Raw genomic sequence first — 26,991 nt, forward strand, 5'->3', positions numbered from 1 at the left:
AATGACTGGAATTGCTTCAGTAATAAACACGCCTCTCGCAGCAGCCGGAATAACGGAGTGCGCTGATGAATTTTATGAGATTGATTTCTATGCACTCGGTTCGCAGTGCCAGCTAATCTATGAAGCGGAGAACTTAGCCAAGGCAGAAGCCTATCATCAGGCAGCAGGCCAATGGCTGGGGCGATTTGAGGCACGCTATTCCCGTTTCCAGCCCGACAGCGAAGTGTGCCGCGTCAATGCAATGGCCGGAATAAGGTTAGTCGAAATTGATGCAGAGTTTGAGATGCTGCTCGATCTCTGCGAGCAGTGTCATTTCGTTACTCAAGGCGCTTTCGATGCGACTTCTTTGCCGCTGAGTTTACTATGGGATTGGAAGCGGAAGCGCGATTCCCTGCCCACGGAAGAGGAGATCGCGCAAGCTAGAAGTCTCGTAGGTTGGCTGCGAGTCGAAAGATCACCGGGTCGTATTTTTCTTCCGCAAAAAGGCATGATGCTGGATCTCGGCGGAGTGGGCAAGGAATTTGCAGTGGATTGTTTGCGCCAGTTAGCCGTCGGAATGGGGATTACGAATATTATGGTGAACCTAGGAGGTGACATCGCTGTGCTGGGCGAGTCTTACGAAGCCGGGGCATGGTATGTCGGTCTGGAAGATCCAGCACGGCCAGGCGAAACTTACTGTGGACTCCGCCTGCGCAGTGGCACCACCGTGGCGACTTCGGGAGACTACCGCAGACGCTTTGAATTTGAGGGGCGCAGCTATGGGCATGTACTGGATTGTCGCTCTGGCTGGCCTGTTGCGAATGGAACCAAATCGGCAACCGTTATCGCCAATCGCTGCACAGCTGCGGGATTGCTTTCCACCTCGGCCTTGGTGTTGGGGGGCCAAAACGCCATTGCCATGCTGGATCGCACGCAAAACGTCGAAGGCTGTCTCTGGTGCGATGGAAAGTTATACGAAACTCGAGGGTTTCGTCGGTCCATTCTTCCGAAAGACTGGTTCGACTGAGCTTTATTTCTACCTCCCCACCATACAAGCCCGATCTTATGAAAAACCGCTCGTTTATATTTCTACTATCTATTTGTTTCTGCACTCTCGCAGGCCTTATCTCATCAGCTTCCGCAGGTTGGAAAGAGGGCGAACCTCTCCCCGATCTCCACAGCTATGGACTTGCCGGAAATATTCCCGATCTACATGGCAAAGTCGTCTATCTCGATTTTTGGGCTTCCTGGTGTGCTCCTTGCAAGGCGTCTTTTCCGGTGCTGGAACGGTGGCAGAAACAATTTTCTGGCAAAGGATTCACCGTCTTGGGAGTGAGTGTGGACGAAACCACACCTAACATGCAGACTTTTCTAAAAAACAACCCGGTTACTTTTCCCGTGGTCCACGATAGCAGCCATAAATTGGTGGCCGTAGCAGATGTCGCCACTATGCCGACTTCTTTCATCATCGATCGTCATGGTGTTATCCATCAAGTGCATCACGGTTTCCGAGCAAGTGATGAGGTGGCTCTTACTTCGTTGATTAGCGAGTTGCTAAATCAAAAATAATCACTCCATTCTTGAACATTACGCGATTATGAAAAAACTATGTTTTCTTTCCTTGTTCGTAGTAGTCGGCTTTATCACTGGCTGCACCACGGTCAAACCTTGGGAACGCGGGCATCTCGCCGACTACACCATGCGTCCGGGGCGCGATCCACTGAGCGATTCCATCTCGGAGCACGTCTGGTTTACTCGCGAGGCCTATGCTGGAGGCAAAGGCGTGGGTGGGGGCGGTTGTGGGTGCAATTAAGTTCCATGTTTGGGTTACTCCGCTACTAAGCATCATTGCGGCATTCTCGCTACAAGCCGAAGACATTCGACACCCTCGTATCGACGGCTTGAGTGGCACAGTAGGAGTTGGCTATGACGGCACCCGTCTTTCTTCCGAGGCCTTTAACCTCTCCAGTGAAATCGAGTTTGGCGATACCAAAACCTGGATCAGTCTTTCCACTGATACTAACCTCAGTAGCTTCAGCGATTTCCGCATCCGACGCGATTCCTACTTGAGCCTCAAACTCGGTGCGGCTCTTTATCGAAATAATGACACTCGCTTTTATCTCAATGCCACTTTTGCGCTCGATCCGCATTCGCGTTACGCCACCCAAGGCATGGACTTGTCTCCGGGCCTGGATTTCGCCTGGGGATTGACGGATGCGCTTTGGATCGGTGGCGGATTCGGAATCGATGCCTCGACCTCACCCAAAATCTCTCATAAGCCAATTCACCCCACTGCCGACGTTTTTGTGACCTATCTTTGCGCTTGGCTGCCGAATGAATCCGACTCGATCAGCCTGAATGCGAATGCCGGAGCGGATGATTCCTCGGGTTCTAGTCAGACACTTTCCGTCAACCTCAGCTACACTTTTAATCTCACCGAGAACCTCGAAGCTACCGTGGGTATCGGCGGCAACGTAATTTCCTCCATCGAACCCGGCGGGGTTCATGCTCTGTCAGGCCTCACTTGGCGATTTTAGGGAAAACGCGATGGCGTTTCCTTCGTGATTGAAATGGAAGTCGCTTCTGTATTGAATCCGGCGATGAGTTTGAAACGCGTCCTCGAAGCGCTCCTATTCGCTTCCCAGAAACCGCTTTTGCCCAAGGAAATCGTGGCGGCTCTGCGCGGGGCGACGGATTTTTCCGATGACGTCGAGGTGATGGATCTCGCCAAAACGAAGGAAGCCGAGGCCGCCATCGCGCTGAACGAACTCAAGTCCGACTACCTCCACGCCGGGCACGCGTTTCAGCTAGTCGAGCAGGTCAACGGCTGGCAGCTCACCACGCAGCCCGCCTATGCCGTGTGGGTGCGCCAGCTTTTTCCCGAGGGAAAACCGTCGCGGTTGAGCCCGCCGGCGTTGGAAACTTTGGCCATCATTGCGTATCGGCAGCCGATCATGAAAGCCGACATCGAGGCTGTTCGCGGCGTGGCGGTCGATGGCATGATCCAGAAACTTTTAGAGGCGGGTCTGATTAAAATCGCCGGACGCGCCGACGTTCCCGGGCGGCCTTTGCTCTACGAAAGCACGCAGTTTTTCCTGGAGCATTTCGGTTTGAAAACATTGGACGAACTCCCCAACTCGACCGAACTCCGCCACATCGCGCTGCCGAAGGCGCCGCTTCCCACCGAGCCGCAGGCCGAGCAACTCCCGCTCGCCCCAGTGGAATCCAACCCCGAACTTTCTCCGGTATGAGCCTCGAACCCATTCGCCAAAAGATCGACTCCCTCGATTTCCAGATCATCGAACTCCTCAACCAGCGCGCCGATCTCGTCCATGAAGTGGGCGAGACCAAGCGCGCCCAAAACCTTTCCATTTACGCGCCGGAACGCGAGGAATCGCTCCTCCAAAAACTCGTCGCCATGTCGAAGGCGATCCCCAATAGCCGGCTCGACGCCAAGGCGATTCGCGCCATTTATCGCGAGATCATGTCGGCCTCGCTCGCCCTCGAAAAAGACCTCGCCATCGCCTATCTCGGACCCGAGGCGACATGGACGCACCAAGCGGCTCGCAGTCGTTTCGGGGCCAGCGTTCGCTACGTGGCGCAGACGAATATCAGCGACGTTTTTACCCAAGTCGCCCGTGGCCAGGCCGATTACGGCGTCGTTCCCATCGAAAATTCGACGGAGGGCGCGGTCAATTACACCCTCGACGCCTTCATGGACAGCGAACTGCGCATCTGCGCGCAGATCCTGCTGAAGATCGAAAACAACCTCATCGCCAGGATCCCGCGCGAGGATATTCGGAAAATTTACTCGCATCCGCAAGTCTTCGGACAATGCCGCATGTGGCTGGAGCGCAACATGCACGGCATCGACCTCATCGAAGTCAGCAGCACGACCCGCGCCGCCGAACTCGCCGCCTCCGAGCCCCACGCCGCCGCGCTCGCCGGACGGATGGCCGCCGAGGTTTACGGGCTGAACGTCCTCGAAGCTGGCGTGCAGGACAACCCGAACAACACCACGCGATTCCTCGTCATCAGCCCGACGACTTGTCCGCCGACGGGAAACGATAAAACGTCGCTCATGTTCTGCGTGCGGGATCGTTCGGGGGCGTTGTTCTCGGCGTTGGAACCCTTTAACCGGCTGCAAATCAGCCTCAGCAAAATCGTCAGCCGTCCGTCGAAACGGAAGGCGTGGGAATATTTCTTCTTCGTCGATCTCGACGGCCACTACGCCGATCCGGCGGTCGCGCAGGCGATCGAGGAACTGGAAGCGCATTGCAGTTTCGTCAAAATCCTCGGGAGCTACCCAAAGACCGAGCTGACGGTGTAGCTTTCCCCGGGAGCGCACGCGTCTCGCGTGTTCTTTGAGGTGTCTCGCCTCAAAGCTCTTCCGGCCATCGGACGAGACGTCCGCTGGAACACGCGAGACGCGTGCGCTCCCGAAGACTTGCCGTCGGCCCTTCCACGGCCTCTCGTCCGAAACTTCGACGGTTCTCGAAACAACCGGGTTGCTTGCGCTTTACACCGGTCCATCTTCCCTCATGCGACTCTCCGAAATTCCCTTGTCGGTGCTCGATCTCGCCCCCGTTCTCCAAGGCGGGACCGCTGTCGACAGCCTTCGGCGCTCCTTGGAGTTGGCGCGTTATGCGGAGCGAGCTGGGTTCCATCGTTATTGGGTCGCCGAACACCACAACATGCCGGGCATCGCCAGCGCCGCGACCTCCGTCGTTATCGGCTACCTCGCCGCCGGCACCTCCCGCATCCGCGTCGGCGCGGGCGGCGTCATGCTCCTCAACCACGCCCCGCTCATCATCGCCGAGCAATTTGGAACCCTCGCCTCGCTCTACCCAGGCCGCATCGACCTCGGACTCGGACGCGCCCCCGGTGCCGACCAGGCCACCATGCGCGTGCTGCGGCAGGGACTCGACGCCACGGGCGACGACTTCCCCCAGCAGCTCGAGGAACTCCGCTCCTATCTGCGCGAACCGACGCCCGGCCAGCGCATTCGCGCCTTTCCCGGAGCGGGCACGGAAGTGCCGATTTACCTGTTCGGCTCGGGCGGTTTCAGCGCGCAACTGGCGGGCGAGCTGGGACTTCCATTCGCTTCGGCGGGCCATTTTTCACCCGATAATTTGTTGCCGGGGCTGGAGTTTTACCGGAGCCGTTTTCGCCCTTCGGAAACGCTGCCGCGGCCCTACGCCATGGTCTGCGTGAACATTTTCGCCGCCGACACCGATGCCGAAGCCGAATCGCTCGCCACCTCGCAATACCAGGCGCATTTGTTTCTGGCTCGCGGCATGCCGGTGCAGCTTCCGCCGCCCAAGAAATCGCTGGCAGCCGTTTACGCCGGACCCGAGCAATTGCCTTTTTTGCGCGGCTCGATCATTGGCAGCGCGGCGACCGTGGAGGAAAAACTCACGGCGCTGCTGGAGGAAACGCAGGCCGACGAGCTGATTATTCACTCCATGATTTACGATCCCGACGCGCGTCAGCATTCCTACGAGATCGTCCGGGACATGGCGGGCATAGCTGTTTAATTCCCCGGGAGCGTCTCGCGTGCTCCCTTTTGCGTCTCGCGAAAGGGCTTTGACGTAAGTGGTCCTCTCTCTGAAACAGCTTTGAGGCGAGACACCTCAAAGAGCACGCGAGACGCGTGCGCTCCCGAAGACACACCGAAGTGAAGTCAGCAGTTAAGGCAATTTTATCCCGCGCGCGGCCCGCAGGATGCGATACCACGTTTCCCGATCCAGATGGACTTCGGTGGCGCGGGCGGCGTTGCGGATGTTTTCGGGGTTGGCGCTACCGACAACGGGAACGATCTCGCTGGGGTGCTTCAAAAGCCATGCCAGAACCATCACCGTGCGGTCGCAGCCGTATTCCCGTGCGGCGGTGTCGAGGACGGCGAGCAGATTCGTCTGAAGCTCAAAATTGGCCGCCGCCGGATCGGGCACAGCGCCGGTGGCGACTTTTCCCCCAGCCAGCGGGCTCCAGGCCATGGGAGTCACGACGCGTTCGATACATTGGTCGAGCGTACCGTCGGTAAAGGCGTCGAGGCGCAGTGGGTGGATTTCCACCTGATTCACCTGTAACTCAAATGGGAGCGCGTTTTGCACCATCGAGAGGAGCGACGGGCGGAAATTGCTAACGCCAAACTCCCGGACTTTGCCCGCCTCGCGGAGTTCGGTAAACGCCTGGGCGATTTCATCCGGGTCCGCCAAAAAATCGGGCCGATGCAGCATGAGGAGGTCGATCTGCTCGATTTGCAGGCGTTTGAGCGATTCCTCGACCGACCAAACAATGTGTTCGTAGGAGAAATCGTAGCGATGCGGCAGGCCGGGAGTCGGTTCGTCTTCAAACCGAATGCCGCACTTCGTGGCGATGACCATGTTTTCGCGAAAGCCGGGGTTTTCCTTGAGGACTTCGCCGAAAATGGACTCGCAAGTGGTGTCGCCGTAGATGTCGGCGTGGTCGAAAAAAGTGTAGCCCGCATCCACAGCGGCGAGAACGGCGGCCTTGCCCGTCTTGATTTTTTCGGCATCGACTTCGGTGCGTTCCCAAGTGCCCGAGATGCGCATGCAGCCGTAGGCGAGCCGGGTAATTTCGAGGTCAGTGGTGCCGAGAAGTTGGGTTTTCATGGGTGAATGCTATACGCGGGTCGTGGGAGGACGGGGCTATTTTTTTGACCAGGGCCAGCGGCGAACGCGCGGCGCGGACGCTTTTTCTTTCCACTTCTCGGCGCGCGCTTTCTGCGCGGCCAGTTTCTCCCGCAGTGCGATGGAACTCGACTGAAGCTTGTGGCATTCCTCCTGGAGGAGCTTCACTTTTTCGCGCAGTTCGACGAGCTCTGGCTGGTAGCGGGGCTGTTGGAGAATCCAGGCTTGCGCGTCAAGGGCGAGTTCTGCCGCGCGTCGGACAGCGGACTCCCATCCATTTTCCGCGAGCAGGAGCGCGCCGACGGCGGCCTGGGGGAGTTCGTTGGCGCCGGGGCGGACGCGAAGGATTTCAGGAAAGGCTCCGGGCGTTTCGAGGAGGGTTTGCCAGCCACGGAAGGAATGCGGATCTTTTTGAGCGTCAGTTTTCCAGATGGCCCGAAAATGGAGTGCGCCGGGCGTGGTGAGATAGCGCACGCTGGCCGGGCCGTGATGCAGGACGATGCGCTGCCAGAGGTCGAGGTCGCCTCTCTGGAGCAGCGTCTCGTTCCAGAAGCCGACTTCCGCAAACGCCGTGCGCCGGTGCAGGTAGCAGGTGGCGGGAATCCGATGGCGCCCGGCTAGAAAATCTTCCTGCACGAGGCTGCATTCGAGGTTGTTGGCGACAGGAAGGATGGTGCCAGAGTCATCGACCCAGAGCGGACGGCTGGCCACGAGTTGAATCTTCGGGTCGGCGAAGGGCTCCAGCATTCGGGCAAAATGATCGCGGAAAATGAGGTCGTCGTGCGCCATGAAGCCGATGAATTCGCCCCGCGCCTGCTGGAGGACGAGGTTGCGGTTGGCGTAGCCGAAGCCGGGCGCCTTGGGCAGGTCGAACCACCGGAAACGGGCATCCTTTTTCTCCCATTCGAGTGCAACTCGATTCGTGCCGTCGGTGCAGCCGTCGCCGCAGATGAGGACTTCGAAGTCGCTCTCGGTCTGCGCCGCGACTGAGCGCAGAGCCCATTCCAGGGTGTCGGCCCGGTTGTGCGTCGGTAGCAGAATGGTGAGTCGCATCAATATCCCTGGATGTCGGCGGGGAACTGGTAGGGGATGAGCGGAGTGTGCAGCGGGAGGCGGTATTTATCGGGCCAGGCGTGGTTGTATTGGATGGTGGGGAAATTTACGCAGATGCATTCCGAGTCGGAGGCGTTGTAATCGGCGTGCCAGATGCCGACGGGAATGCTGAGGGCGCGGGGCCGGCGGTCGCTCAGATGCAGCTCGAAGATTCGGCCAAAAGTCGAGGCATCGGGCCGGGCGTCGTAGAGGAGCACCTGCATTTCCCCGCGAACGATGGCGTAGCGATCCTCGTGCTGGAGGTGAACGGCCCAGCCTTTGGCGGAACGGGGTTTCAAGGTAAAGAAGTAGCTGAAAACCATCGGCTCCGGGTGCCAGCCCCAGCGCGGGTCGAAGAGCTCCGTGACCTGGCCGCGGTCGTCTGGGAAATTCGGAAGGTCGCGGATGCGCACGCCGTCGGGCAGCGCGGGAAGAGGAAGTCCGTCGGCAGTGCTGAGGGCGGCATCGCGGCGGGCGTGGGCGAGAAGTTCGTCGAGAGTCGGTGGCATAGACGATTTCTTCTAGGGAAGAAAAATCTTTTTTACAACGGTTTCGATCAGCGCGATGTCTCTTCCACGATGAACAATCTAGCCTTTATCAGTAATCTCGCGGGACCGGACGGGTTCCTGATTTGTTTCTTTGTGCTGATCTTTTTCGGCGCGAAACGGCTTCCGGAACTGGCGCGCTCGATGGGAGGCGCGGTGCGCGAGTTTAACAAGGCGAAGGAGGAATTTGCCAATCAGCTCACGAGTCCGCCAGCGGCGCAACCGATGGCTGCTCCGCGCCAGGAGTTGATGCCAGCGACGCCTGCGCCCGTGGAGAAGGTGGCGGGGGAAAGCACTCCCAGTTAGGCGGGGCGAAGTTCTTCGGGAGCGCACGCGTCTCGCGTGCTCTTTGAGGTGTTTGCTTGGCGCTTTCGCGCACAACCCTGCGGGCTGCCTGCGGCAGGCTATCTTGCTCCGCTCGGTTCGCCTCAAAGCTGTTTCAGATGGGGACAGCCTTACGTCAAAGCCCTTTCGCGAGACGCAAAAGGGAACACGCGAGACGCGTGCGCTCCCGGGGAAATGGAACTCCGCTCGGCTAGTCGGCGAGTTTGCCGAGTTCCTGCTGCGCTTCCTGCGCCTCGATGCTGGCCGGGAAACGCTGGACGATGTTTTCGTAAATCTCGCGGGCTTTCTTGGCGTCGCCTGCTTTTTTCACGAGCCGGGCTTGCGCCGAAAGGGCCGCCGGAGCCGCCTCAGTCGAGCCAAACTGGACCGCGATATTGGCGTAGGTCTGGGTGGCCTTGGGTAGGTCGCCCTTCATTTCCAGCGTGCCGGCGTAGCTGAGCCATCCTTGGGCAATGAGCGGGTGGGTGGGTGCGTTTTTCGTGAAGTCGCTGAGCAGCGCGATGGCGTCGTCGAGTTTGTTTTCGTCGCGGAGTTTGTCGGCAAGCAAAAGCTGGGCATTGCCCGCGATGATGGTGCCGGGGTATTTCGCGATGATCGCCTTCCAGTCGTTGGTAGTTTTTGCCGCGTAGAAGACGGCAGCCTGCTCCGAACGCGTCTGGCCTTCGTGGTATTGATAGAAAATCCATCCGCCGAGCGCGAGGAGCGCGACGACGATGAAGGTGAGGATTTTTCCTTTGTTTTCCTCAAAGAAAAAGTCGGCCTCCAGGCTCGGATCGATGATTTGCGGGTCCGGCACAGCGGCGGCGGGGGTGAGTTTGGCCATGATGTTTTTGCGCTACAAATTAAACAGCAACGGCGGCGCGGGCTTCGTCGGCCAGCGCGGTCGAGAGATAGCGTTCACCGGTCGAGCAGGCGATGGTGACGATGAATTTCCCTTTGTTTTCGGGGCGTTTGGCGAGTTCGATCGCGGCGTGAACATTCGCGCCGGAGCTGATGCCAGCGAGGATGCCTTCCTCTTTGGCGAGGCGGCGGGCCATGGCGAAAGCCTCGTCATTCGTGACGGTGATGACTTCGTCCACGATGTCCATGTGGAGGTTGTTCGGGATAAATCCAGCGCCGGTGCCCTGGATTTTGTGCGGGCCGGGTTTGAGCGGCTCGCCGGCTTTGGACTGGGTGATGACCGGGGAATCCTTCGGCTCGACTGCGATGGCTTTGAAGCCGGGTTTGCGGGATTTGATGACTTCGCTGATACCAGTGATGGAGCCGCCGGTGCCGACTGCGGAAACGAGGAAATCGACCTGGCCGTCGGTGTCGTCCCAGATTTCCTCGGCAGTCGTCTTGGCGTGAATCGCCGGGTTGGCGGGGTTGTTAAATTGCTGCGGCATCCAGGCGCCGGGGGTGCTGTCCACGATTTCCTGGGCGCGGGCGATGGCGCCTTTCATGCCCTCGGAGCCGGGGGTGAGAACGAGTTTCGCGCCGAGCATGGCGAGCAATGTGCGGCGTTCGACGCTCATCGTTTCCGGCATGGTGAGGACGAGTTTGTAGCCCTTTGACGCGGCGACAAAAGCGAGCGCGATGCCGGTGTTTCCACTGGTCGGCTCGACGATCAGCGTGTCGGGTTTCAACGTTCCATCCTTCTCGGCAGCCTCGATCATGGCTGCACCGATGCGGTCCTTGACCGAGCCGAGCGGATTAAAATATTCGCACTTCACCGCGATGGTGGCGTCGAGCCCGGCAGAGATGCGATTGAGTTTGACCAATGGGGTGCGGCCGATGGTTTCGACGATGTTATTGTAGAGCATATGATTTGTCGCGGTTGACTGTTGGAGGTTTCTTAGTAAAGGGAGGGCATTAAGTGACACAAACGCTGCGCGACTTCAAGCGCGGTGTGCGTGAAACATGACAGAAGCACTCAACTTTCCTAAAATTATGTCCGACCTCATCGATAAAAGTGAACTAAAAGATTATCTCAAGCGCATCCCCGAGTGGGACATCGAGGGGAAAAAGATCGAGCGCGTATTTGAGTTCGACGACTTCACCGAGTCCATCGACTTCGTCAACGGCGTCGCCGAAATCGCCGAGGAATCGGAGCATCACCCCGACATCGACGTGCGCTGGAACAAGGTGAAACTCATGCTCTCGACTCACAACAAGGGCGGCCTGACCGATCTCGACTTCGAGCTCGCCGAAAAGATCGACAATCTCGTCGGCTAAATGCCCGCGCTTCACGAATACGGCTGGCCGCGAAAACTCGTCGCCACCGTCTTCGTCTGCGCCCTGGTTGGCGGCGTGCAGTGGTATATTTTCTACCGCACGCGTCCGCCGGAGCCAGCGGTCCAATTCCCGAAAGAACTCCGGGACATTGCGCCCTGACTCGTTGTAGAAAAAAGCCATGCGTTTGCCTTTGTGGGTCACCTCGGTCAACGTCCTTCTGGCCCTGGCCCTGGGGTTCCTGCTCTGGCACATCAGCGACCGCAGCCCGGTCATTCGCGAGGTGGAGCGCAGGTTTCAGGACGCGCTGATTTCGGCGCAGCAACGTCCACGGCAATTGCCGGTCCCGGTGACTTTGATTTCCATGGAAGACGCCGAAAACTGGACGGCGCTGGAGTATTCGCTCTTTCTCAAGGCGCTGCCGAAGGAACATCCGCCCATCGTCATTCTCGAGTCGCTGCCCGCGCCGGGAAACACCGCCTTTGACCGCGCATTCAAAGATCTCGCCATCCGCCAGCCCCGGCTGGTTTTGCCCGTGCGCCTCGGCTGGGGAAAAGAGGACACGGAGGACGACATCTGGTGGCTGAAAGGCTGGAACGCCGATCCCGCAGATAACTCCCTGACTCCCTATGGCTCGGTCAGCGAATCGCCGCCCGAAGTTTTGCGCGGCACGGTCGAGGTCGGCGTCGCGAATCTGGCCAATCACGAGGATCGCGCCACGATTTATTTCCGAATCGGCCAGCGAAACGTGCCGTCGCAAGCGCTGCGAGCCGCCTTGCTGGCCCGCAAGATTTCTGTGGAAACCATTCACACGGACAACGGCCTGCTCCTCGACGATCAACGCCTCGCCACCGATGATGACGCCTCCATTCCCGTGCAACTCGGATTGCTTCCTAACATTCGCCGGATCGACTCCTCCGACCTGTTGCTCACATTGGCCGGGGAAATGCCGCCCAGAACAAAGAAAATCAACGCCGACCAACTCCAGGGCGTGCTCGTCCTGGGCAATCTCGCGCCGTCCGCCCGCACGATTCATCCGCACGCTGGCGTTTCGCTCACACCCGCGGAATGGACCGCCGCGACCGTCGCCACGATTTGCAATGGCGCGCCGCTGACTCCCGTCGGAGCCGGTGCGCGGGGGCTGATTTTCGCAGGTTGTGTTCTAACTCCGCTCTTGTTTTTGCGGCGACCGGGAGTGGACAGGTGGTTTGGCTTCATCGTCACGCTCGGGTTTTACCTGCTGGCTGGCACGTGGCTGGCGGGCGGTTATTCGCTGGCGCTACCGATCTTCCTGCCGTTTTTCGTTCTCCTTTTTGGCACCGCCCTGCATCATCTCGCGCTCCTCCTTTCCCAACGATATGAATGAACTCGCCGCACGCATCACCGATCTCGAAGTGAAATTTTCCTTCGTGGAGGAACACGTTTCGCAACAGGACCGCGAAATCCTGAAGCTGCGCACGCAGATCGAAAAGCAGGCCGAGGAACTGGATCGTCTGCGTGCGGAAAACAACGGCGACGGCATCACCATTCGCGGCGACGAACGCCCGCCTCATTACTAACATGAGCGGCTTCTACGCCAACGACTGGATCGAGCGCGGTCTGGTCGATCTCCTCACCTCGCAGGGAACGAACGCGCACCGCGTTTTTTCCTCGCGTAACGCCTGGATCGAGCGCCTCGGGTCGGACTATCTCATTTCCTACAAAGACTCCGCCGACATCGCCTGTCTTCAGGAAGATCTGGCTGGCTGGCAGAGTGCAATGGAACTCCCGTCTCAGCGCGTCTTTGGGCGCTATCTCGCGATCCAAAACAACGAGCGCAGCGCTCCCGTTCTCCTCTCCGGCGACGCCGCGTTGCCTCTGGAAACAAGCGTTTCAGAAAACGGCCTTCGCTACGGGATCGACTTCGCCGCAGGGTATTCGGTCGGGCTCTTTCTCGATCAGCGCGCCAATCGTTCCTATCTCCAATCCCTCGCGCCGCAGCGGGTGCTCAACACGTTTGCCTACACCTGCTCCTTCTCCGTGGTCGCCGCCAGCGCGGGTGCGAAAACCGTCAGCATCGACCTTTCCGCCAAATCCATCGGACGCGGCAAAGCCAACTTCGCGCTCAATGATTTCTCACTTGAAGGCCATCGTTTTCTGGCCGACGACGCCTTGGAAGTCATGCCCCGGATGATTCGGAAAATGGAGCTTTACGACGCGATCATTTTGGATCCGCCGACTTTTTCCCGTGGTGCCAAGGGGCGGAAATTCCAGGTCGAAAAAAACCTCGGCGATCTGCTGCATCTGGCGCTCGAGCTTTCGGCTCCGAAGGGAAAAATTCTTCTCTCCACGAATTGCACGCGACTCGACCGCGACGCGTTGCAGGCGCTGGCGAAGGACGAGTTGCGGGTCGCCCAGCGCAGGGCGGAGTTCCATTGCACTGAGGCGCTGCCCGATTTTCCCGAGGGCGAGGGAGCCGCCACTCTCTGGCTGCTGCTGGATTGATTTCAGCTAATCCTTTCCGAAGCGTAAAATGACTTACATCCAGTCGGATGGATGGCTGCGATCTATTGTCGTCGGCTGATTAAAAAGCTGGCGTTTAAAAATATGAAAACTCCATCCTACTCACACTCCATTCTAGCCGCCGCCTGCGCCCTGGTTGTCTCCGCGACAGCCACCTTCGCACAAGATTCCGTCGTCTCCTCTTCCAGCACTGTCACCACCGACGGCGTCGTGCAGCAATTCGAGCCCACTTCGTCACAGATCATAGTGAGCTCCGGCTCCGCGGCACCCGTGCATTACACCTACAACAAGACGACGACTTTCGTGGACGCCGCTGGCAATGTGGTTTCCCAGGAATCCATCAAGCAAAACACACCGGCACGCATCTACTACACCAGAGTCGGTGACAGCTATGTCGTGACGAAGTTTGTGGCTAATCCAACGGTCACCACCACTTCCGAAGTCGTCGCACCTGCTCCCGCGCCAGCCCCGGTCGTCGAGGAAACCACTACAACCACCACCACAACCAAAAAATAAGAAACCCCAAACTATGAAAACATCCATCATCAAATCCGTCCTGGCTCTCTCCATTCTCGCTGTTCTCAGCGGTTGTGCCGATGACCCAGTAGTCACCAGCCAGACCACCACTTCCTCCCGTCGTGTGATGGCGGAGCCCATGGAAAGCACCACCATGAGCACCATGTCCCAGCCGACTACCGTGCGTCGCTCCTCGACCACGACTTCCGCGACCACCTACTAAGGTTAAGTTCGTTACTAACAAGAAGGCGCATCTTTCGTGATGCGCCTTTTTTGTTGGTTTATTCCTTGATCAATCGCGCGTAAGTCGCACTGGGATTGTCGCCGTTCGGAGTTGCGGCCTGACGCTCCGTGCCAGTTAGAAAATTGATTCGATAGAGTCCGAAGCGCGGTGTGTAACTACCCCATTCATAGTTGTCGAAAAGACTCCAATGCAAGTAGCCGATGAGGGGAACGCCCTGTGCGCAAATCTTCCTCACCTCGGCGATGTGCAACTCCAAAAACTGGCTTCTAGTAATGCGATCTCTGCGGCCGGTTTCGGTGTTGTCCCATTTGCGTCGGACGGCCATGCCGTTTTCTGCGATGAGCACGTCGCGTCCATCGAGATCCTTCGAGTAGTAGGTGCAGAAGAAGTTGAGTCCGCTCGCCAGCACGCGCCAGTCCCACCACTTACTGGTGATGCTGGCCATAATCCATTCGTGAAAGGACTTGGACTTAAACTCGTGATCCCACCAGACGGGGAAACGAAAGGCGTGCGCGGCAAACGGATCGTAGTAGTCGAGTCCGATGTAGTCGAAAGTTCTTGCAGTCGGGCCGGCGGCGATTTCGTGCAGGGCGAAAGGAAAGTGTGCCTTGCCGAAGGTGACGCGCCCGACTTGTTTGCTAACCATCTTCACGAACGAGCCGAAGAGCCAGGTGAGATTCTTCTGTAGTGGAATGTTGGCAGCAGAAAAGGCGGCGTCGAATTCACCGGCCTTCTTGTGCAGATAAACCGCGAGCTTGTTGTCTGGAATGCCGCGCTCGCGCATGGCTAGCAGGTCGAGGAGAAACTTGTCGCTCCAATAGAGGTCGCTGCAGTAGTTGTTGACCGTGACAGAGGGAGTCGGCCAGTTGTTTTCGCGATAGAGTCGATGGATAGAATGGTAGGCGCGTACATGGGCGGCGATGAGGCTGTCGTAGGCGCGCAGACACTTGCCAAAGCCGCCGCGCGTGCCCGTGGGAAACTGGCGTCCGAGGTAGCTGTTGAGTACGAGCATGTTGGGCTCGTTGATCGTGATGAGATGGTGAATCGGCTGGAGACCTTGCGAGGTTAGATGCGAGTTAACGAAGGTGAGCGCGTGAGTTACATAGCTCTCGAAGAGCGCGATGACATTTGCCTCCAACCATGGGTCGCTCCCGAGCCATTCGGGATGCACAAAGTGATGCAGCGTGACGACTGGAGTGAGGCCCACGCGCTGGCAGTCGGCGATGAGCCGGGCGTAGGTTTCCAGCGCATTCGGATCAAACTCGTCCGCGTTTTTTGGCTGAATCCGGCTCCATTCGATTCCTAGTCGGAACGCGCTCAAACCCAATTCCCGGCAACGGGCAAAATCCTCGGGATAGTGCCGCAAAAAATCCGCCGAGCCTCCCAGTTTCGCCACGTCGCCGCGTTCCTCGGCTGCGGCCCAATTCGTCCTCGGCTCGCCCGGCCCATTGTAATGTCCTTCGGCCTGATACGCCGACGTGGCGACGCCCCAGAGGAATGGTTGCGGTTCGGGCATCGGCAAAAAAATTAGACGACTTCCGTGACGACGACGCCTTTCTTCTCGTCTTCGTCGGGTTCTATGGAGATGGGGTTGGATTCATCGTGCATCAGCGTCTGCACGATGGTGTCGGCGGCGTGCGGATGCGACAGGAGCGCGGTGTTTTTGCGCATCGCGGCGAGCCGGTCGGGATCGTCGAGCAGGCGGTCGATCTTGTAGGGCAGCGTGATGATGTCGTTGGCCTTGATGGCGATGCCGTTCTCAAGCAGATGATCGCTGTTGCGCTCCTCCTGGCCCGGAATCGGGGAAACGATGACCATCGGAAGCTGCGCCGCAAGCGCCTCGGACGTGGTGAGCCCGCCGGGTTTGCCGATGAAGAGATCCGACGCTGCCATCCAGTGATGCATGCGGTCGGTGTAGCCGAGAATGGCGAAATTCGGATGCCCGGCGGTGAGCGCTTCGATTTTTTCTTTCAGCTCTTCGTTTTTGCCGCAAATGACGATGGTTTGCGCAGGATGCCGCAGTGTGAGCAGGCCCGAGACGATGTCTTCGGCGGGACCTTTGCCGAGGGCACCTGCGGAAATAAGAAGCGTCGGGAGATTCGACCGCAACCCGAGTTCCGTTCGCAGCGCATCTCGATCATACGTGGCGGAAAATGCGGCATCGATCGGGATGCCGGAGACGGTGATGCGATCCTTGGGCAACCCTAGAAGCTCGAGGTGAGCGCGGGTCTCGTCGAGCGCCACGAAATAGCGATGGAAGACGCGCGACAGCCACATCGCATGAAAATCCAAGTCCGTGACGACGATGGAAAGGTGCGTGGAAAGTTTCTTCTCGGTGATCAGATGCGAGATGATTCCAGCCGGCATGAAGTGCGTGCAAACCGTGATGTCGGGCTGGAAATCGTCGATGAACTTAACCAGCGGACCCGTGTTTAGACGGTCGAGTGCCAGTCGCATGGAATCGGTTTTCCACGGCTCGTCGCTTTGCTTATACCACCAGCCGAGAAAATTTGGGGCTGACTCGACGAGCGTGGCGTAAAACTTCGAGTAGAAATCGCTGAACAGCTTGTTGGTGAACTTTAGCGCGTCCTCGTGGATGACTTTGGAGACGCCAGGATGCGCGGCGAAGGTTTTGGCGAGCGCATCCGCCGCGCGGACATGACCGGTGCCGGCGCTGGTGGACATGATGAGGACTCGTTTTCCCATATTTCTGCTGGAAAATCGCGACTCGCCGCCTGCCGGATGCAGTTTTCTTACTGCGACGCCGAATTGTCGGCCTGCATCCGTTCGAGTCGTCGGCGGGCGGCGGCTTCCATTTCGTCGATCTGCACGTCGAGCGTCGAGTCGATCTTGCGCATCGAGGCGAAGAGGCGTGGGTAATATTGCTTGAGCGCGCCGTAGCGTTCGGCCGTGGTGGAAGCCAGATCGGCCTTGGTCTTCAACTCGCGGAGCTTGGCGTCTTCGAGTGCCTTGGCCTTGGCTTTTTGAAACTGGACGCGCTCTGCGGCAGTCGTCTCGGGACTTGGAGTCGATTCTGGCGTGATCTGCAACGCCATGGAGTCGTCCACCAGCGCAATGGGCTGGTTCAGCGGATTATTGCGAACGTCGAGGGCGATGGGAGTCGCCGCCGGAGTGGGTTTTGCAACGGCCACGGGCGCGGGCGCTGGAGTCGGAACAGCGGGTGCATCGTCCGAATTATCCACGGAACCGCCCACGAGCGGCGGGAGCGACGACGGAAGTGGAGTGGAATTCGCGCTGGCGGAACCCGGAGTCGGCGGGAGGCTTTCGATGGTTTTCGCCTCTGGGAGCGGGGCGAGGCCGGGGTTCGGAGTTGGATTGGTATCAGCGGCGGGCTCGGCGTCGGCAGGAGTTGGAGTCGCTTCGGCGTCCACTGGCGCCTTGGGGCGTTTTTTCCATTTCGGCTTCGGCGTCGCCGTGGGAGCGATTACCGGCGCGGGAGCCGGAGTCGGCGTGGCTTTTTTCTTGAAAATACGACCGAGGAAACCGGGCTTTTTTTCCTTCTCCACCGGCAGCGCGCGCGGAATGGCCGGAGTGGGCGAGGGGACCGCTGTTTCAGCCTGAAGCAGACCAGCGGTTAGCCCGCTGAAGAGCAGCGCGAGCAGGCAGTTTCTGAGAGACGAGGAGACGAAGTTAAACACTGCGAAACGCTAATCACTCCAGCTAACAGTCGCAACCCGAAACCCATGGCGTCGCGGGTGTTTTTTCAGCTTTTCCCCTCTGAGCTCCTCCAGTATGGTGCGCCTCCCATGCTCGACATCCGTTTGCTCCGCGAAAATCCTGATTTGATCAAAAGCCGTCTTGCCACGCGGAAACCAGCGCTCGCGGATACGGTGGATGCGATTTTGGACTGCGACACGCGCCGCCGAAAGCTGGAAACGACGTTGCAGGAAGCGCAGGGACAGCGCAAACGACTGAGCAAGGAAATCGGGATGCTGCGGGCCAAAGGCACCGACAGCAGTGCGATGGAACTCGAGGTCAAAGGCATCGGCAAACAGATCGAGGAACTGGAAATGGCCACGCGCGAAGCCGATGCGGCCCAAAACGAGTTACTTTTGAATCTGCCCAACACGCCGCACGAAAACGCCCCCATTGGAGCCGATGCCGAGTCTAATCCGGTGGTGCGGACCTGGGGCGAAAAGCCGAATCTGGAAAACCCGCTCGATCACGTGCGGCTGGGGGAGAAACTCGGCTTGTTCGATCTGCCACGGGCGACGCGAATGAGTGGCAGCGGATTCGTTTGCTACACCGGAGCTGGGGCGCGATTGGAGCGGGCGCTGATTAATTTTTGCCTCGACTTGCATGGTAATGAGCACGGCTACACTGAGGTGAATCCGCCGTTTCTGGTAAAGGCCGACGCGCTGGTCGGCACGGGCCAGTTGCCGAAATTTGCCGATCAATTATATGCGACTCGCGACGCCGATTTGTATCTCATTCCGACCGCCGAAGTGCCGGTGACGAACCTTCATCGCGAGGAAATTCTTCCCTGGGCGGAGCTGCCGAAACAATACGTCGCCTACACGCCATGCTTCCGCAGCGAGGCTGGAGCCGCCGGACTCGGCACGCGCGGACTGATTCGCGTCCATCAATTTAACAAAGTCGAGCTGGTGAAAATCACCACCCCGGAGAACGCCTTTGCCGAGCTGGAAACGCTCACCGCCAACGCGGAGGTCGTTCTGCAAAAACTCGGGCTGCACTATCGCGTGATCGAACTTTGCACCGGCGATCTGGGTTTCGGTTCGACCAAAACCTACGACATCGAGGTCTGGGCTCCGGGCCAAAATGCCTATCTCGAAGTGTCGAGCTGCTCCAATTTCGGCGACTTTCAGGCGCGCCGCATGTCACTCAAATACAAGGACGCCGAGGGCAAAAATCGTTTTTGCCACACCCTTAACGGCTCGGGCACCGCGATGCCCCGGCTCTTCGTCGCGCTGGTCGAAACCTGGCAGCAACCGGACGGTTCGGTGAAGATTCCAGTTGCATTGCAACCTTGGTTCGGGGCCGCTGAAATTACTGCGCGCTGACGGGTTTCGTCATGCTCCAGTCGCTGTAGTAGCTGTCGAAAACCTGTGACCGCACTTGCAGCAGGTAGGCTCCGGCGACATTCGGATGGAAGTTAAATTCCGGCGTCGGGCTCACTTCGGAGACGGTGGTTCCGACGAGTTTTTGTCCGCTGGTGAAGGAAACATTGTCCACATACCAGCCGACTCCGGTGTTGGTCTGGGTGTAAGCCGAGCCTTGGCGCAGGGCGTAACGGAAGCGGACTTTCACCTCGCGGCCATTGTAGGCAGCAAGCGAGACCGAACGTTTGGCGAATGCTCTTTCGCCCGCATTGTTGCGTCCTCTTTGGGACCAAACGGGAGTCCACTGGCTGCCTCCATCGGTGGAGACTTCGACTGTGCCGGCTTCATAACCGGTGGCGTAGGTTAAGCGGCTGCTGAAGTTGAGTTTGGTAGTACCCGTGCAGAGAACGGGCGTTTGCAGGACAAAGCTGGATTCCGTGAAACGGGGATGCGTCAGGTGATAGGAATATCTCCCCACCGCACGAACCCGGCTGTCGCGAGCCGTGCCCCTCATGTCCACTCCAGCGGTGGATTCAGCACCGACGACGGTGGTGTAGGCGGCTTTCATACTGATCTTCCACTGGTAACCGGTGGCCAGGGTTTGCTCGGCCACCGTGTATCCATTATCCGCGCCCACAGTCGGAGTGTAGGACCCGTTGATGGCAAAATCCGGCGTGTCCGACCCCGCCGAGGCGGGGTCAAAGGCGATTACATTGTAACTGAAGGTTTGGGGCAAACCGCCCACGCCGACGTTGCTGACGGTCACGTGATACACCGTGTCGTCCGCCGGTTTCACCGGGCCAGACCAGGCATCGGGGTTCAAGTTATTGGGAACGAAGACGATCGTGTTTTCGCCGTAGCCCTGCATCCGGCTCTGCACGCTCACGGGGATGCTGACGTTATTCCGGGTCACGCTGACGGATGCGCTGGAAAAATCGCCTTCTGGATACGAAAACGACCAGCGGGGATAGACCAGTTGATAAGGCACAAATCCCTTCGGCGGCCAGGCGACAAATCCGTCGCGAACCTCAGGCCGCTCGTCAGCATAATGATTCAAGTCGAGCGTCCACAAGGCGTTGGCAGAGTAGTTGGAGCCGTTCGCGGGAACGTCGCCCGTGCCCATTTGCTGGGTCTCGGGATACAAAATCCAGCGACGGTGACCCACCGGAGCGTTCACACTGCCGGGGTCTTCCATGTAGCCGGAGATCGCGTCGGAGCCGTAGTTCGAAAGGGAAAGATTCGACTTGCCCGCCGCTGTGGCGCCGGGAGTGGAGTAGCATTTCCATGAGGTCGGCGGCGTGTGATCGACGGCTCCATTGGCGCTCATCATCAAGGCCGCGGATTGGTCCATTGTGCTCCAACTCGGATTGTTCGTCACCCCGGCAGGCAGCCCGGCGAAAGCGCGAAAGAAATTAACCCGCAGAAACACCCGGGCCTTGAATGCATCGGAAGTCGTCCCTGGATTGCTGCCGGCGACGCTGCCCGTCCAGCCAGTGGAAATGTTTTGCGAGGCGGGATAGATCGCATTGTAAAAGACCCGGGATTGCTCGCGGCTCGAGGTGTCCACGACCAGACCAGCTTGGGCGGTCGCAGAGAAAAACAGGGCCGATGCCTGACACAAGGCGGCGACTTTGAGCAGATTGGAGAAATAGGGTGCTTTCATAAACGGTGGAGTTCCTAGACTCTTTAAGAGCACAGCCTGAGCCGTAAAATGCCGCCGCTTGCCTGTTAGTTATCGATCTGACAGGATAAACGCCGCCCGAATCCACGATCTGCCCTGCCGGTTGCGCATCCGCTGTTTTTACCATTTCACCGATCCATGAAGTCCATCTCTGAGCGCTTTACCTTGGCTACCAAGGACTTACAGCGTGATGCAACTTACCTCGCCGGCGTTTCTGGTGGACGAGACTCGGTGGTTCTGGTGCATCTCTTGCGAGTTGCGGGCTTTCAGAACATCGTCTTGTGCCACCTCAATCATGGAGTGCGCAAAGCCGCTGAGGCCGACAGTAAGTTCGTTGAACGACTCGGAGTCGTAGCAAATATGCGAGTCATTATTGATATTCTGCCAAAGACTGCCAAGACTAGTTCCTTGGAAAATCGACTCCGAGTGGCGCGTCAGGAGTTCTTCGCGTGTGCGACCGCAGCCACCCAAGCCGCGGGTGTTTTTCTCGGCCATCATGCCGACGATCTCGCGGAGACATTTCTCTGGAATCTCCTGCGCGGCAGCGGTTCCGCAGGTCTCGCTGGCATTCAGCGCGAGAAGGTAATCGAAACTGAATCGGGTTCCATTCGACTCTTGCGGCCCATGCTCGACATCTGGCGCAGCGAGATCGATGCCTATGTTTTAGAGCACCAGCTCACCTATGTGGAAGACGAGTCCAATCGCTCGCGGCAGTTCACACGCAACCGCCTGCGGCACGACATTCTGCCCTGGCTGGAAAAGAAACTGGGCCGCAACGTTCGGCAAAATCTCCACCGCACCGCCGTCATTCTGAGCGAAGAAAGCCTTTGCCTGGAAAAACTGGTCACCGTGGAAGATTGGGACGCACCACTTTCTGTTTCCGAGTTGCTAACACAACCCGTCGCATTGCAACGCCGCACAATTCTCCGTTGGCTGCAACATCATCAGATCGCCGACGCTGGTTTCAATGAAGTGGAACTCATCCGCTCAATGTTGGATGTCGAGTTAGGCCCGGCTCGGGTCAATCTTTCGCAGGATCGGCAGGCACGGCGGCGTGTGGGAAAAATCTCCCTCGCCTCACAGCGAAGCTAGCCAGAAACATCCGGGAGTCACATGCCACGCGAATTATTTGTATGAAAACGTTCCTCCAAAAGACACGTGCAAGATGGCAATCGGAATCGGGCGGCGGAGGCTCCTATGCCTTGCTCTGGTTGTTAGGCGTGCCCATTCCTGTGCTCGCCATTATCTTCCTCTTCAAGGGGTGCAGTTAACGTTTATTCCGCTTCTTCAGCTCCCTCGCAAACTGGGCTGCTGTGTCGTCGAGCAGCGTCTGCAACTCATCCACAGTGATGAATCCGCCTTCGAATGAGATTGCTGTTTGCTGGATCGCGCGGTCGCTGGTGGCGATGGTCATTTGATAACGGGAGCCGTATTTGGCGACCAGCCGCTCAATGATCGAGTCGGCGGTTTGATTGGCGCGTGAGTAGAAAATCTGGATGCCGCCGGGGTCGTTTTCCTGGCTGACTTCGGAGCCTTGCCCGTCGAAAACGAGGACCACATTCACAGACGAGGTGTCCTGGTAATCCCTCAGCAGCCGGACGAGTTCCTCACGGGCCACGGCGGTGTTGCGGTCATGTTTGGCGCGCAAATAGGGCCAGCCAAAGATCACGGAATGGCCATCGACGATCAGATAGCGTTCCGCCATGGGAATGGAACTCAGCCGTTTCCGACCAGCTCTTCGCGTCCGACGCCACGTAGTTCGTAGAGACGGATGATGGCTTCTTCGATCAGGTTATTCGGGCAGGAGGCGCCGGCGGTGATGCCGACTTTGAGCGGACCCTGCGGCAGCCAGTCGCGGGTGGTGATTTCCTCGTGGGCATGCAAGTCGTAATGCACGATTTCCTGGGCCGAGGTGAGCCGGGTCGAGTTGCGAATGAAATAAGTCGGAAGCTTTTCCTGGCCGATTTCTGCGAGATGCGACGTGTTGGAGCTGTTGTAGCCGCCGACGACCAGGAGGAGATCGAGCGGTTCTTCCAAGAGATGATTCAGCGCGTCCTGCCGCTCCTGAGTGGCCCCGCAAATTGTGTCGAAGAAGCGGAAATTAGGATTCTCCAGTCGAGTTCCATCGCGATCAGCGACGGCTTGTTTTACGCGGCGTTGCACTTCCTCGGTCTCGCCACGAAGCATGGTCGTCTGGTTGGCGACACCGACGGATTTCAGATGCAAGTCGGGGTCAAATCCAGGCGAATAGGCGCCTTTGAATTTCTCCAGAAAAGCCTGCCGCAGCTCTGGATTGCCGCCGTGCCGGATGTAATTGCAGACGTAATCCGTCTCCTCCAGCGTGAGCACGACCAGATAATGGCCGGTGCCCGCTTTGCCCATGGCGTGCGAACTAGTGGCGAGCGTTTCCTCGTGGTTGGCCTTGCCGTGAATGATCGACGTGACGGAGTCGTTGGCGTTTTGGCGGACGCGTTTCCAGACACTCATTACATCGCCGCAGGTCGTGTCCACGATCTGGCAGCCTTTGGCTTTGATTTTTTCCACCGTGGAAACCTCCGCGCCGAACGCGGGAACGATCACCACGTCCTCCGGTTTTAGCAAATCGATGTCGGCTTCGCGGTTTTTGCCGATGAGGTTTTTGATCCCAAACGACCGGATCTGTTCATTCACCTCGGGGTTATGAATGATCTCCCCGAGGATGAATAAATCCCTGTCTGCGAAAACTTTGCGCGCCGCGTAAGCTAGATCGATGGCTCGCTCGACGCCGTAGCAAAAGCCAAATTGCTTCGCCAGCATCACCGTCGTGTCGCCGACGGAAATCGTGCCGCCACTGGCCCGCAACCGGTCCACGATCTCACTGCGATAATGCGTCTCGACCTGCGCCTGCACCGCCGCCATGACATCGGGCGTGCGCAGGTTCACCCTGGCTGGCTGGCTGGGCGCGGAGGCGGACATTATTGATTGATCAAGAGCGGCCCGGCCGGATCCTTAAACCAGGCGGAGGACAGCATGTAGGAGCGGGGTGGATCGGGGTCCTTGCTCTGGTCGAGCTTGGTGACCTGCTTGCCGTATTTCTGATCTTCTGGCAGCGAATGGGCGATGGTCACCGGCGTGCCGACTTTAACGAGAGCGTAGAGTCGAGCGGCGGCTTCGCGATGCAAGCGAACGCAGCCGTGGGTGCGGGGATAGGGATGAACGAAGCCCTCGTGGAAGCCGTAAGCCGGCTTAAACTCGCACCAGTAAGCCATGGGATAACCCGCGTCCGGCTGGCTCTGGCGGCGTTTGTTTTTCACTTTGTCGGTGATGTGAAAGCTGCCCGTCGGAGTCGGATCGCTGGGCTTGCCGACGCAACCTTGCACGGCCATGAGGAGGCGGTCGCCTTCCTTCACATAGAGGTTTTGCGTGGCGAGCGACAATTTCACGACGACCTTGTCTGGGTCATGCGGCTTGTAGGCGGTGACAGTGTATTTGCCGTGCGGTGCCATCGTGGTGCAGGCGGGCAAAAGCAGCAACGCAACGAGTGCGGTGAGAGTGAAGATGAGGTGTTTTTTCATGAGACGAGTTGCAGTTATATGGACTGGCTTGACCGGATTTTCCAGTGCGAACAATTAGTTCATCAACGCCAGAATCTCCGACAAATTGGCGCGCACCTGGCGAATGGGCGGGCATTGTTTCAGCGCCGTGTCGGGATCTTTCAAGCCGTGACCCGTCACCACGCAGACAATCTTGCTGCCGGGCGCAATCTGTGGACGCGGGCAGATGGAACACCGGTCCGCGCCTGTGCATTTCATCAGACCGGCGATGGACGCCGCGCTGGCGGGTTCGACGAAAATGCCCTCATTGGCTGCAAGCCATTTTTGCGCGGCTAAAATTTCCTCATCGCTGACGATGTCGATGCTGCCTTGGGAATCCCGGATCGCCGTGTTCGCGCCAGTCCAGCTCGCGGGGTTGCCGATCCGGATCGCCGTCGCGCAGGTTTCCGGCTGCTCGACCACGCAATTGTGGTAGATCGGAGCCGAGCCCGCTGCCTGAAAACCACTCATTCTCGGTAGTTTCGTCGCTTTCCCATTCGCATGGAACTCCCGGTAACCCATCCAGTAAGCCGTGATGTTTCCCGCGTTTCCCACAGGGAGAATATGCCAGTCCGGGGCGTCGCCGAGTTCCTCGATAATCTCAAATGCGCCCGTCTTTTGACCTTCGAGGCGATACGGATTGATCGAGTTTACAATCGCCACCGCACCCGTCTCGCCCACTTCACGAACGAGCCGCAGCGCATCGTCGAAATTGCCCTCAATGGCGATCACTTCCGCGCCATACATAAAGGCCTGGACCAGTTTTCCCATCGCGATCTTGCCCGCTGGAAGGAGGACGAAGCACTTCAAGTCCGCTCGCGCCGCATAGGCCGCTGCCGCCGCCGAAGTGTTGCCCGTGGAGGCGCAAATCACCGCCTGCGCGCCCGCTTCCGCTGCCTTGGAGATCGCCATCGTCATTCCGCGATCCTTGAACGACCCCGTGGGATTCAGGCCCTCGTATTTGATATAAACTTCGCTCTCCAGACGCTCGCTCAGCTTCGGCGAATAGATCAGCGGCGTGGACCCTTCATTCAAGGAAACGATCGGAGTCGCATCCGACACTGGAAGATATTGGCGATACCGGGAAATCACCCCCCGGTCGTGGAGAATAGGCTGCATAAAAAGAGGGCTGAGTTAGGTAAAAGTCTCCACATGCAGTAACGCCGCCGGGGCCTTCACGCAATCCAGAGCCTCCACTTCGGCCAGCGCGCGGCGCATTTTACCCCCTGTTGCGAGGTGAATCATCAGCACCAGCGGGATCGTGTCGCCCTCGTGCGTCTCAGGTTGAATGACCGACGAAATCCCGATCTCGTGCGCGCCGAAGATACTCGCGACCTGACCCAGCACGCCTGGTCGATCCTCCACTTGCAGCCGTAGGTAAAACGACGTCACCACCTCCTCGATGGGCAGCAATTTCCCGTAAATGGTGTGCGCTGTGAACCCAAAGAAATTCCGCGGAGCCTGCAACGCCAGCGCCGCCTCGGCCAGGTCCGAAATCACCGAACTCGTCGTCGGGTCCTGACCCGCCCCGCGTCCGTAAAACAGCGTATCGCCGACCAGATCACCGCGCACGGCGATGGCGTTGAATACTCCATTTACCGACGCCAGCACATGGCCCTTCGGGATCAAAGTCGGATGCACCCGCACGTCCACCCGTTCGCCGATGCCCGCCTTGATGACGCCCAGCAGCTTGATCGTGTAGCCGAGTTCCCGCGCGAAAACGATGTCCGCCGCCGTGATTTTCTCCACGCCCTCGACAAAGATCTGACTCGAATCCACCCAAAATCCATACGCCAGCGACGCCAGAATGATCGCCTTGTGCGCCGCATCCCAGCCATTCACATCGAGCGCCGGATCGGCCTCCGCGTAACCCAGCGCCTGCGCCTCGGCCAGCGCCGTGGGAAAATCGAGCCCCGCCTCCGACATGCGAGTCAGAATGTAATTGCTCGTGCCGTTGATGATGCCGTGCATCGACAAAATATGATTCCCCACGAAGGCCTCGCGCACCGCCTTGATGATAGGAATGCCGCCCGCGACCGCTGCCTCGTAGAAAATCGGCACCTTCCTCGCCGCCGCCGCCGCGAAAATCTCCTCGCCGTGCTCCGCCAGCAGCGCCTTGTTGCCCGTCACCACGATCTTGCCCGCTGAGATCGCCGCCAGGACAAACTCCAGCGCCGTCTCGATCCCACCCATCAATTCCACCACCACCTCCACCTCGGGATCGGCGATCACCGCCAGCGGATCAGTCGTCTGCAACTCGACTGGAACAGAAATCCCGCGCGCCTTGCTCCAGTCGCGCGCCGCCACCTTCCGCACCTCGAAATCGACGCCCAGCCGCTCGCGCAACAGCGTGCGATTCTGCGCCAGATGCTTGTAAACACCCGCGCCCACATTGCCGAGGCCAGCCAGACCGATGCCGAGTTTTTTCATTTGAGTTGCATTCGATTCACAGGAAAAAGGGAGCGAAATCATTCCTGCATCGCGCCGCATCTGTAAAGGTCGGAGTTACCCGTGCCGGTGCCGCCTTCCAGAAAAAAACGCGCCGCCGCCCTTTTTCTCTGGAAAAACGG

32 protein-coding genes are annotated in these 26,991 nt (G+C 58.6%); 18 read left to right on the forward strand and 14 right to left on the reverse strand.

Annotated elements, in window-relative coordinates:
* Window position 1 precedes the first annotated feature (1 nt).
* The 7 genes from ABIT76_06085 (at window position 2) to ABIT76_06115 (ending at window position 5,516) form a co-directional block, all read left to right on the forward strand.
* The gene (locus ABIT76_06085; GenBank protein MEO7932709.1) at window positions 2-1,006 is read left to right on the forward strand and encodes an FAD:protein FMN transferase; all 1,005 of its coding nucleotides are present in this window, start codon (window positions 2-4) and stop codon (window positions 1,004-1,006) included.
* A 38-nt stretch (window positions 1,007-1,044) separates the two neighbouring features.
* A complete protein-coding gene (locus ABIT76_06090; protein MEO7932710.1) occupies window positions 1,045-1,548 on the forward strand; it encodes a TlpA disulfide reductase family protein in 504 nt (167 codons plus the stop codon).
* A gap of 28 nt (window positions 1,549-1,576) precedes the next feature.
* Window positions 1,577-1,792 (forward strand): DUF4266 domain-containing protein, encoded by a 216-nt coding sequence (locus tag ABIT76_06095; GenBank protein MEO7932711.1) that lies wholly within the window; start codon window positions 1,577-1,579, stop codon window positions 1,790-1,792.
* Window positions 1,746-2,516 carry a hypothetical protein gene (locus ABIT76_06100; GenBank protein MEO7932712.1) on the forward strand — a complete coding sequence of 257 codons (771 nt, stop codon included), beginning with the start codon at window positions 1,746-1,748 and terminating at the stop codon, window positions 2,514-2,516. The genes ABIT76_06095 and ABIT76_06100 overlap by 47 nt, the downstream gene beginning before the upstream one ends.
* A gap of 33 nt (window positions 2,517-2,549) precedes the next feature.
* Window positions 2,550-3,230: an SMC-Scp complex subunit ScpB gene (gene scpB / locus ABIT76_06105; GenBank protein ID MEO7932713.1), complete on the forward strand. Its 681-nt coding sequence runs from the start codon at window positions 2,550-2,552 to the stop codon at window positions 3,228-3,230.
* Window positions 3,227-4,309, forward strand: a complete 1,083-nt coding sequence (gene pheA / locus ABIT76_06110) for a prephenate dehydratase (GenBank protein MEO7932714.1) — start codon at window positions 3,227-3,229, stop codon at window positions 4,307-4,309. Before scpB ends, pheA begins: the two co-directional genes overlap by 4 nt.
* Before the next feature lie 211 nt (window positions 4,310-4,520).
* Complete coding sequence (locus tag ABIT76_06115; GenBank protein MEO7932715.1) at window positions 4,521-5,516, forward strand: LLM class flavin-dependent oxidoreductase; 996 nt, start codon at window positions 4,521-4,523, stop codon at window positions 5,514-5,516.
* A gap of 153 nt (window positions 5,517-5,669) precedes the next feature.
* Here the strand turns inward: ABIT76_06115 and ABIT76_06120 are convergent, their stop codons facing one another.
* Genes ABIT76_06120 through ABIT76_06130 form a run of 3 tightly spaced genes read right to left on the reverse strand, consistent with a single transcriptional unit; the run spans window position 5,670 to window position 8,233 of the window.
* On the reverse strand, window positions 5,670-6,614 hold the full coding sequence (locus ABIT76_06120; protein MEO7932716.1) for an aldo/keto reductase: 945 nt from the start codon (window positions 6,612-6,614) through the stop codon (window positions 5,670-5,672).
* 36 nt (window positions 6,615-6,650) lie between these two features.
* On the reverse strand, window positions 6,651-7,685 hold the full coding sequence (locus tag ABIT76_06125; GenBank protein MEO7932717.1) for a glycosyltransferase family A protein: 1,035 nt from the start codon (window positions 7,683-7,685) through the stop codon (window positions 6,651-6,653).
* The gene (locus ABIT76_06130) at window positions 7,685-8,233 is read right to left on the reverse strand and encodes a dTDP-4-dehydrorhamnose 3,5-epimerase family protein (protein MEO7932718.1); all 549 of its coding nucleotides are present in this window, start codon (window positions 8,231-8,233) and stop codon (window positions 7,685-7,687) included. Before ABIT76_06130 ends, ABIT76_06125 begins: the two co-directional genes overlap by 1 nt.
* 69 nt (window positions 8,234-8,302) lie before the next feature.
* Here ABIT76_06130 and ABIT76_06135 point away from each other — a divergent pair, with 69 nt between their 5' ends.
* On the forward strand, window positions 8,303-8,575 hold the full coding sequence (locus ABIT76_06135; GenBank protein MEO7932719.1) for a twin-arginine translocase TatA/TatE family subunit: 273 nt from the start codon (window positions 8,303-8,305) through the stop codon (window positions 8,573-8,575).
* A 229-nt stretch (window positions 8,576-8,804) separates the two neighbouring features.
* Here the strand turns inward: ABIT76_06135 and ABIT76_06140 are convergent, their stop codons facing one another.
* Both ABIT76_06140 and cysK read right to left on the reverse strand, forming a co-directional pair.
* Complete coding sequence (locus tag ABIT76_06140) at window positions 8,805-9,437, reverse strand: tetratricopeptide repeat protein (GenBank protein MEO7932720.1); 633 nt, start codon at window positions 9,435-9,437, stop codon at window positions 8,805-8,807.
* A 19-nt stretch (window positions 9,438-9,456) separates the two neighbouring features.
* Window positions 9,457-10,416: a cysteine synthase A gene (cysK, locus tag ABIT76_06145; protein ID MEO7932721.1), complete on the reverse strand. Its 960-nt coding sequence runs from the start codon at window positions 10,414-10,416 to the stop codon at window positions 9,457-9,459.
* Window positions 10,417-10,543: 127 nt separating this feature from the next.
* On the opposite strand from cysK, the gene ABIT76_06150 reads away from it, so the two are divergent.
* The 7 genes from ABIT76_06150 (at window position 10,544) to ABIT76_06180 (ending at window position 14,066) form a co-directional block, all read left to right on the forward strand.
* Entirely contained in the window at window positions 10,544-10,828 is a 285-nt protein-coding gene (locus tag ABIT76_06150; GenBank protein ID MEO7932722.1) for a 4a-hydroxytetrahydrobiopterin dehydratase, read from the forward strand.
* Window positions 10,829-10,987: a hypothetical protein gene (locus tag ABIT76_06155; protein ID MEO7932723.1), complete on the forward strand. Its 159-nt coding sequence runs from the start codon at window positions 10,829-10,831 to the stop codon at window positions 10,985-10,987.
* 19 nt (window positions 10,988-11,006) lie between these two features.
* Window positions 11,007-12,191, forward strand: a complete 1,185-nt coding sequence (locus ABIT76_06160; protein ID MEO7932724.1) for a hypothetical protein — start codon at window positions 11,007-11,009, stop codon at window positions 12,189-12,191.
* Window positions 12,184-12,384 carry a SlyX family protein gene (locus ABIT76_06165; GenBank protein ID MEO7932725.1) on the forward strand — a complete coding sequence of 67 codons (201 nt, stop codon included), beginning with the start codon at window positions 12,184-12,186 and terminating at the stop codon, window positions 12,382-12,384. Before ABIT76_06160 ends, ABIT76_06165 begins: the two co-directional genes overlap by 8 nt.
* Window position 12,385: 1 nt before the next feature.
* Window positions 12,386-13,309: a class I SAM-dependent methyltransferase gene (locus tag ABIT76_06170; GenBank protein ID MEO7932726.1), complete on the forward strand. Its 924-nt coding sequence runs from the start codon at window positions 12,386-12,388 to the stop codon at window positions 13,307-13,309.
* A 102-nt stretch (window positions 13,310-13,411) separates the two neighbouring features.
* Window positions 13,412-13,843: a hypothetical protein gene (locus ABIT76_06175; GenBank protein ID MEO7932727.1), complete on the forward strand. Its 432-nt coding sequence runs from the start codon at window positions 13,412-13,414 to the stop codon at window positions 13,841-13,843.
* A 13-nt stretch (window positions 13,844-13,856) separates the two neighbouring features.
* Window positions 13,857-14,066 carry a hypothetical protein gene (locus tag ABIT76_06180; GenBank protein ID MEO7932728.1) on the forward strand — a complete coding sequence of 70 codons (210 nt, stop codon included), beginning with the start codon at window positions 13,857-13,859 and terminating at the stop codon, window positions 14,064-14,066.
* A gap of 58 nt (window positions 14,067-14,124) precedes the next feature.
* Here ABIT76_06180 and ABIT76_06185 read toward each other — a convergent pair whose 3' ends face one another.
* The 3 genes from ABIT76_06185 to ABIT76_06195 are packed head-to-tail and all read right to left on the reverse strand — an operon-like array spanning window position 14,125 to window position 17,746.
* A complete protein-coding gene (locus ABIT76_06185) occupies window positions 14,125-15,603 on the reverse strand; it encodes a family 1 glycosylhydrolase (GenBank protein ID MEO7932729.1) in 1,479 nt (492 codons plus the stop codon).
* Between the two features lie 11 nt (window positions 15,604-15,614).
* Window positions 15,615-16,793: a glycosyltransferase gene (locus tag ABIT76_06190; protein MEO7932730.1), complete on the reverse strand. Its 1,179-nt coding sequence runs from the start codon at window positions 16,791-16,793 to the stop codon at window positions 15,615-15,617.
* A 47-nt stretch (window positions 16,794-16,840) separates the two neighbouring features.
* Entirely contained in the window at window positions 16,841-17,746 is a 906-nt protein-coding gene (locus ABIT76_06195; GenBank protein MEO7932731.1) for a hypothetical protein, read from the reverse strand.
* 108 nt (window positions 17,747-17,854) lie between these two features.
* On the opposite strand from ABIT76_06195, the gene serS reads away from it, so the two are divergent.
* Window positions 17,855-19,129 carry a serine--tRNA ligase gene (gene serS / locus ABIT76_06200; protein MEO7932732.1) on the forward strand — a complete coding sequence of 425 codons (1,275 nt, stop codon included), beginning with the start codon at window positions 17,855-17,857 and terminating at the stop codon, window positions 19,127-19,129.
* Here the strand turns inward: serS and ABIT76_06205 are convergent.
* On the reverse strand, window positions 19,116-20,831 hold the full coding sequence (locus tag ABIT76_06205) for a CAP domain-containing protein (protein MEO7932733.1): 1,716 nt from the start codon (window positions 20,829-20,831) through the stop codon (window positions 19,116-19,118). The genes serS and ABIT76_06205 overlap by 14 nt on opposite strands.
* Window positions 20,832-20,987: 156 nt before the next feature.
* Here ABIT76_06205 and tilS point away from each other — a divergent pair, with 156 nt between their 5' ends.
* Window positions 20,988-21,941: a tRNA lysidine(34) synthetase TilS gene (tilS, locus tag ABIT76_06210; GenBank protein ID MEO7932734.1), complete on the forward strand. Its 954-nt coding sequence runs from the start codon at window positions 20,988-20,990 to the stop codon at window positions 21,939-21,941.
* Between the two features lie 41 nt (window positions 21,942-21,982).
* Window positions 21,983-22,120: a hypothetical protein gene (locus ABIT76_06215; protein MEO7932735.1), complete on the forward strand. Its 138-nt coding sequence runs from the start codon at window positions 21,983-21,985 to the stop codon at window positions 22,118-22,120.
* Here ABIT76_06215 and ABIT76_06220 read toward each other — a convergent pair.
* The 5 genes from ABIT76_06220 to ABIT76_06240 are packed head-to-tail and all read right to left on the reverse strand — an operon-like array spanning window position 22,117 to window position 26,851.
* A complete protein-coding gene (locus ABIT76_06220) occupies window positions 22,117-22,554 on the reverse strand; it encodes an NYN domain-containing protein (protein ID MEO7932736.1) in 438 nt (145 codons plus the stop codon). The genes ABIT76_06215 and ABIT76_06220 overlap by 4 nt on opposite strands.
* An 11-nt stretch (window positions 22,555-22,565) precedes the next feature.
* On the reverse strand, window positions 22,566-23,804 hold the full coding sequence (locus tag ABIT76_06225; protein MEO7932737.1) for a 4-hydroxy-3-methylbut-2-enyl diphosphate reductase: 1,239 nt from the start codon (window positions 23,802-23,804) through the stop codon (window positions 22,566-22,568).
* Window positions 23,804-24,403 carry a L,D-transpeptidase gene (locus ABIT76_06230; GenBank protein MEO7932738.1) on the reverse strand — a complete coding sequence of 200 codons (600 nt, stop codon included), beginning with the start codon at window positions 24,401-24,403 and terminating at the stop codon, window positions 23,804-23,806. Before ABIT76_06230 ends, ABIT76_06225 begins: the two co-directional genes overlap by 1 nt.
* A gap of 54 nt (window positions 24,404-24,457) precedes the next feature.
* On the reverse strand, window positions 24,458-25,540 hold the full coding sequence (gene thrC, locus ABIT76_06235; protein ID MEO7932739.1) for a threonine synthase: 1,083 nt from the start codon (window positions 25,538-25,540) through the stop codon (window positions 24,458-24,460).
* Window positions 25,541-25,555: 15 nt separating this feature from the next.
* Window positions 25,556-26,851, reverse strand: coding sequence for a homoserine dehydrogenase (locus ABIT76_06240; protein MEO7932740.1), 1,296 nt, complete (start codon window positions 26,849-26,851; stop codon window positions 25,556-25,558).
* Between the last annotated feature and the right edge of the window lie 140 nt (window positions 26,852-26,991).

Source organism: Chthoniobacterales bacterium (genome assembly GCA_039930045.1).
Taxonomy (GTDB): domain Bacteria; phylum Verrucomicrobiota; class Verrucomicrobiia; order Chthoniobacterales; family DASVRZ01; genus DASVRZ01.